Here is a 5,966-nt window from a genome sequence, read left to right on the forward strand (position 1 = left end):
TTGCGTTGCTCGCTGAAATCTTGATGTGGTGGAATGGCCTCATTGCAGTACAAGCCAAGTGGCATTTTGACTTCCAAGCCAATAGCATTAAACACCGCCGAGTTCTATCCATACCTCGTCTAGGAAGAGAGGTACGAAATCATCGACGATATCAAATTAACGAATCCCAATATCAATGGGGAATGTTCGAATATCAAAGGCTCACACACAACGCAGGACTAGGGCAATTATGAGGGGATCCGTCAGTGCTTCCTGTAACCGCTAGACTGACAATGTTCCGACAGACGCATACACTCTATAAAGGTAAAGTATTGATACTCACCACTGGTGATGACGACTTTGATCGTATTGCGGGTAAGAAAGGACTGATGACTCTGCCATCAAGCCAATGAAACCAAGATTTCTGCTGGCCTGAGTTCGTTCACTATTACGCTGCCAAAACTGCTTCAGACGGTGGTTCAAATAACCTTCAATTTGATTAACTCGCTCTGAAAAAACATATAATAAATATGAACTTTCAGGTGCAGTTTATCACTCACAGATCGCGAGTTTGATCGACTTTATTAGCAAGCAATTCAGATACGCCGTAATCACTTGACTATTTGACGAAGATACTGGTTAGCATTGAGTATGACAGGATCGACCGGACGATTAATAACAAGGTTGTGCGCCTAAGACAAATGCTCGGTGACGACCATGCTCGAGCAAAAATAATTCAGATCATTCACGATAAAGACTACTTATTTTTTTAACCGCTAGGTATTAACTTCGCTCACTACGAGCGTAATAAACGAGAACGATTATGCGACGTATTTATTTGGAGTCTTTATTGGGGCTGTTAGTTTGCTTTTTTATTGGTATTGTCGCCTACGAAGTTTCTGTCTATCAACTCAATACCGACTACGACTATGTGCTGCAAGATTACGAAGCGACAGCCCACCAGCAACTCATAGCAAACATCGCAAAAAATCAAAGCCTTAAATCGGCTCATCAAGCGATAGATCAATTTGTGGAGATCTCTCAAAATATACTCGTCACGTTCAGTTCAAATGATGAAATACCGGGGCCAGTTTCGGAGTTTTTTAGTACTCACCCGAATAGCTTTATCTTTCACGATGATGAACGAAATCTTTGGTTTCGTTTAGTAGGCAGTGATAACACCTATCATTACCTACCCGATAATCAAGCATTTGTTCGAGAAAAAATAGAATTGGAAGATAACCTCATTTGGGTATTCTTTTTGGCTAGTTGTATCGTTTACGGCGTAAGTCATTTGTTAATTATTTTCCGCCGTGTTAGAAAGCTTGAGGTTGCCACTTTGCGTTTTTCTGAAGGCGATCTCTCGAGCCGAGACTTCAAGTGGTATTGCGATTGGTTCACTGAACAAATCCTTTAACCTAATGGCCGACCGAATTCATCACTTAATTGAAAGTAACCGCTCACTCACCAAAGCCGTTGCTCATGAATTACGCACGCCAATATTTCGTATTCAATGGCAAACTGAAATACTCAAAGACACGCCGCTTAATGAATCGCAACAACACACCGTTGAAAGTATTATCGAAGATACAGAAGAGATGGAAAAGATGGTCGAAGAACTGTTGTGCTACACCAAATTTGATAGCATTGACCTCGAAAAGCAACCCCAGTCATTAGAGATAAGAGACGTTCTCGAGCACGCGATGACACGCTGGAACAAAGACACAGAGCTCAACATCGACTTATCACTGCCAGAACAACCTAGCTCAATACTAGCGGATGAAACTCTGCTTATCCGAGCCTTAGATAACCTAGTACGTAACGCAATGAAGTTCGCACGTTCACAGATGTCGATTGAAGCCAGCGTGCATCAAGATCAGCTACAGATTGCGGTACATGACGATGGTGATGGCGTAGCACAAGAACACCAGGCTCGTCTGTTTGAACCCTTTTACGTGGGCGATAAAGCGCGTAATAAAGCTAAGAGTGGCCATGGCTTGGGGCTTTCAATTGTCGATAAGATCTGTGCTCAACACAACGCAACCGTGGAGGTTGGTCAGAGCCCAACCTTAAAAGGTGCGGTATTTACTATTACCACTCAGATATGTAATGACTCAACTGACAAACCCATACAGTAACTACAAAACATCTCTGGAATAATGTCCAACATCGGTCGGGAGATGCTGTCTCCCAATGAACTTATTGAGTCTAGATAATCATGACACGGTCGTTTATGGCTTGTCATTCAACATATCTGCTGCGGTGATTGGTGTTTTTGTCGTGTAGAGTTTTGCGAAAGCTATTTTGCTGTAGGTATCAACGAACGTCTGCTGATAGATACGCCCAACCCCTTTAAGATTGCCAACATAGAATGTGTCTTGAGAGCCTAGATAGCCTGGGTGTGCGGTCTCTATCTCACCACAAACTTCATCATCATGCTTCTTGCGCTCGAGAGCTGCGACTTGCTCTTCCGTTAGAATGATACCGTTCTCAGCAACTTGTTTTTCTAAGGCAATGAGGCGTTTTTTGAAGTTTTCTAGGTCGTTGCGGAGCCAGATTGAGCGCACGACACTTGGAGAGAGAAAGACACCCAGTTTACGTAGTTCATTGCTTGTTCTAACTTGCCCATGAGCAGGAAAGTCGATGGCGTATTTTAGGACGGCTTGTTCAGTTTCACTATCGACTCGATTCTTTAAGTTTGGTGTTCTTCTGCTCTGATTAATCAGAGCATCAATACCGCCAGTTTCAACCAACTCTTGATAGCGATAAAACGTGTCTCGAGAGACACCCATAACCTTACAGGCTCGAGATACATTACCAAGCTCTTCTGCAAGATTGAGAAGCCCAGCTTTGTGTTTGATGATTGGATTGCTAGTATAAAGCATGAGAGTTACCTCTTATTGTCTTTGATTGATGACTAAGCACCTTTAATCAAAGTGGGTAACTCTCTTCTTTTCAAATTGAAGTGTCAGATCTAGTCTGAATTAGTACACTTTAATCATCAAAGCTGTTTCAATAGCAGTATCAGGAAATTGAAAGCCTCTACCACGTTTGCCATGGTGGCTTTTGCATTGCCATGCTTCAACGGCAGAGTCGTCAATCCAAAACGTTACTGAGCCTCTTTTGCACAAGGCTTCATTATATTCACTCCAGTTCGTTATCTTCTTCTTAGATTTACCCAAAACATCACCATGTTTTGACTACATGGGATCAGATCGCACTATTGAGGAAAGGTTCAACTGATTTAGTCAACAACGCCATTGACATTTACTTACATCGAATTACGCAACAAAGCCTCAATGCGAAAGAACACTGCTAAGGCACATAGAACTTTTAGCGATTGAATATACTCAATTAACCTTACGTAAGTTGCAGTTGAACACCACTATTAATTTGAACAATCGTTCAATAATATATATGATTCACCAAAACAATACTCATCTAAACAGAGGTTGCAGATGCCTTTAGCTCAGTTTATTAAAACCGCAGGCGAACCTACGATACTGAAACGCTCACTCAAGGTTTCTCTCATAGTTGGCACCATTCTTATGTTCATTAATCACGGTGACAAATTGCTCTCCAGCAACATTGACATAACGCTGATCATTAAGATCTTGATGACTTACTGCGTACCCTTTTGTGTGTCTACCCAAGCCAGCGTTTCTGCAACTCTTCAATCCCGAAAGAAGGCCGTCTAATAATGATATTTTCGTTTAAAAAACCGTCATCGGATATTGTCGAAGTTCATACTAGCCATCTTGCAGAACTGAAGAAAGTCTCTGAAAAGTACTCTCTATTCAAACAGAATGATCCCACCGACTATGCGAAGAAAATTTACGTCAATGCAGCCAATGTCCATAAAGCGTCACGAAGTCGTGCTGAGTCGATTAAACAGAGCTATGAGTTAGTGAATCACTTTATCGAGCAGTCAGAAAGTATTAACAAGCTGTCTTGTGAGAGCCATCAATACTCCAGTCAAACGGCAGAAACTGCGGCTAATACCATCGACAAGCTGGAGGCTTTGGAAGAGCAAGTATTAGTTTCCAAAGAAAAGATCTGCCAGTTTAGCGAACTGCTCGAATCACTGAATGAGATTAACAAGAACGTCACCCAATTGGTGGATTCTATTAAAGGTATCGCTGCACAAACAAACCTGTTGGCGCTTAATGCCGCGATTGAAGCCGCTCGAGCTGGGGAGCACGGCCGCGGTTTTGCAGTAGTCGCAGACGAAGTCCGTCAACTTGCGAACACGGCGAATCAGTCTGCTGAGAACATCGACACTGAAATGGCGTCGATTTCAAAGATATCAGACAGCATTTTCAACAAACAAAAAGAGGTTGAGGACGTCATTATTCTTAGCTCAGAAGTAACCAAAAACACCATGCATAACATGAAGAACTTGATGAACATGTCGCTTGATAGTAAAACAGCTTCTAAAACCATCATGGACGCCATTGAGGCTCAACTGTCCGACTCCAACACGGTTAAGCAAAACATGGAAGCCCTAGTTGAAGACACCAAGCTATCAATAAGCCTCTCGGGCAACAACCATGAACTCGCGGAACAGATCCTCAACTCTTTATCTTATCTGCAACTGAATGATAAAACGGACCAGAAAAGAAATGCTTAACTCCGATAGCGTGTAAGCAAACAAGGAAAATTGCGACATGAACCAAAGCCAAACACCACTTGAAACAGGGACTGCTGTTTCACTGAGTGATATCTTAAGTGAGCGTTCACTATATTCATATGTTCAGTCTATTAGAGATCTTAAACGCCAGACCACTTATGGACATGAGGTTTTAGTTCGTGGTCCTTCAGACTCCTTGTGGCATCGACCCGATCAGTTGTTTATCGCTGCTCAATCACAACAACTCAGCAGGCAGTTGGAAATTGTCATCCTCGAAGTTCATCTTGAAAACATTGCCGCCCATACATCTATAGGATGTTACACCGTTAATCTTGCTCCTAACCTGTTGTTAGATAAAACCGTATTTCAGATACTAAACCGCTACGCACTGGCTGAAAGAATTAAGATTGAGCTCACTGAACACTTACCGATACGTGACTGGCAACCAATAAAACAGCGAATGGCTCAATTGAGAAAGCAAGGCTATCAGTTCTGGCTTGACGATGTTGGCTGCGGATTTTTTGATTTGGCGCTGATCGATGAAGTCAAACCAGAGGTAGTCAAACTTTGCATCAAAATCATCAGCAGACTTACGTTTGATCCTACTCTAGTTGATGAAATAAAAGCGGTCGTCAAAGCGGTTCATGACTACGGTGGCGCTGTTTTAGCTGAAGGGATTGAGGAGCACGTACAGCTCGATATGGCGGAGCAACTGAACATCGATCTAGCACAAGGCTATCTTTTTGATAAGCCACAGCCACTTATTTGAGTCACAAAAACCTAGTCCTCAATAAAAATCGTACAGTTGGACTTTGATATCCTTATTGTTCTATATATTGAGATTATAAATATAGCCACATTTATCTAAAAATACCAACAAGTATACTTTGCTTCAAGTAGAACAAATCCACCCAACTGAAGAGGTATACCAAATCTCAAAGTCACTCAACATTATCACTCGCGCATGCTCCGCTCTTTTGATTTTCGCAGTAACGCTACAACCACAGAACACACGCATACAAGATCAAGTATAATTGAAATTACCGCACAAGAGGGACAAAACACTACTCTTGCTGACTTCCTTTCGGTTGGTGCACAACTCGTTAAGAGTGATCCGCCCCAGCAGTTTTGGACACTGAGTTAAGTGAGTACAATCACTAACGAGGTGAACAATGACAACTAAGAAAACTAGAATTAAACATTCCCCTGAATTTAAAGCAGAAGCCCTGAAGTTAGCAGATAAAGTGGGAGTAGCTGCGACAGCAAGACAGCTTTCTTTACATGAATCTCAAATCTACGGGTGGCGAAAGAACTCGAAGAAAGACACCAGTACTAGTCAGCGAGAGCAAGAACTAGC

Annotated in this window: 4 protein-coding genes and 4 pseudogenes; 6 read left to right on the plus strand and 2 right to left on the minus strand. The window is 42.2% G+C overall.

Going from position 1 to position 5,966, the window contains the following annotated elements; translation table 11 throughout:
• Positions 1-233, plus strand: a pseudogene (locus L1D55_RS26535) (transposase); the annotation flags it as partial.
• Positions 234-802: 569 nt separating this feature from the next.
• A pseudogene (locus L1D55_RS26540) lies at positions 803-2,117 on the plus strand (ATP-binding protein).
• 99 nt (positions 2,118-2,216) lie between these two features.
• Here L1D55_RS26540 and L1D55_RS26545 read toward each other — a convergent pair.
• Both L1D55_RS26545 and L1D55_RS26550 read right to left on the minus strand, forming a co-directional pair.
• Positions 2,217-2,864: pseudogene (locus L1D55_RS26545) on the minus strand (helix-turn-helix domain-containing protein); the annotation flags it as partial.
• 108 nt (positions 2,865-2,972) lie between these two features.
• A pseudogene (locus tag L1D55_RS26550) lies at positions 2,973-3,161 on the minus strand (transposase); the annotation flags it as partial.
• A 276-nt stretch (positions 3,162-3,437) separates the two neighbouring features.
• On the opposite strand from L1D55_RS26550, the gene nrtS reads away from it, so the two are divergent.
• From nrtS to L1D55_RS26570, 4 genes are all read left to right on the plus strand, one after another.
• Entirely contained in the window at positions 3,438-3,677 is a 240-nt protein-coding gene (gene nrtS, locus L1D55_RS26555; RefSeq protein WP_016769077.1) for a nitrate/nitrite transporter NrtS, read from the plus strand.
• 2 nt (positions 3,678-3,679) lie between these two features.
• Positions 3,680-4,609: a methyl-accepting chemotaxis protein gene (locus L1D55_RS26560; protein WP_016769076.1), complete on the plus strand. Its 930-nt coding sequence runs from the start codon at positions 3,680-3,682 to the stop codon at positions 4,607-4,609.
• A gap of 37 nt (positions 4,610-4,646) precedes the next feature.
• Positions 4,647-5,378 carry an EAL domain-containing protein gene (locus L1D55_RS26565; RefSeq protein ID WP_016769075.1) on the plus strand — a complete coding sequence of 244 codons (732 nt, stop codon included), beginning with the start codon at positions 4,647-4,649 and terminating at the stop codon, positions 5,376-5,378.
• Positions 5,379-5,781: 403 nt separating this feature from the next.
• On the plus strand, positions 5,782-5,966 hold a 185-nt coding region (locus tag L1D55_RS26570; RefSeq protein ID WP_239917338.1), incomplete at its 3' end, for a transposase.

The organism is Vibrio sp. Isolate22, from assembly GCF_022398115.1.
Classification (GTDB): Bacteria; Pseudomonadota; Gammaproteobacteria; order Enterobacterales; family Vibrionaceae; genus Vibrio.

Excerpts from the sequence above, each read along its gene's own strand:
- nrtS (WP_016769077.1), top strand. The coding sequence starts at position 3,438 with ATGCCTTTAGCTCAGTTTATTAAAACCGCAGGCGAACCTACGATACTG.
- L1D55_RS26560 (WP_016769076.1), top strand. The coding sequence starts at position 3,680 with ATGATATTTTCGTTTAAAAAACCGTCATCGGATATTGTCGAAGTTCAT.
- L1D55_RS26565 (WP_016769075.1), top strand. The coding sequence starts at position 4,647 with ATGAACCAAAGCCAAACACCACTTGAAACAGGGACTGCTGTTTCACTG.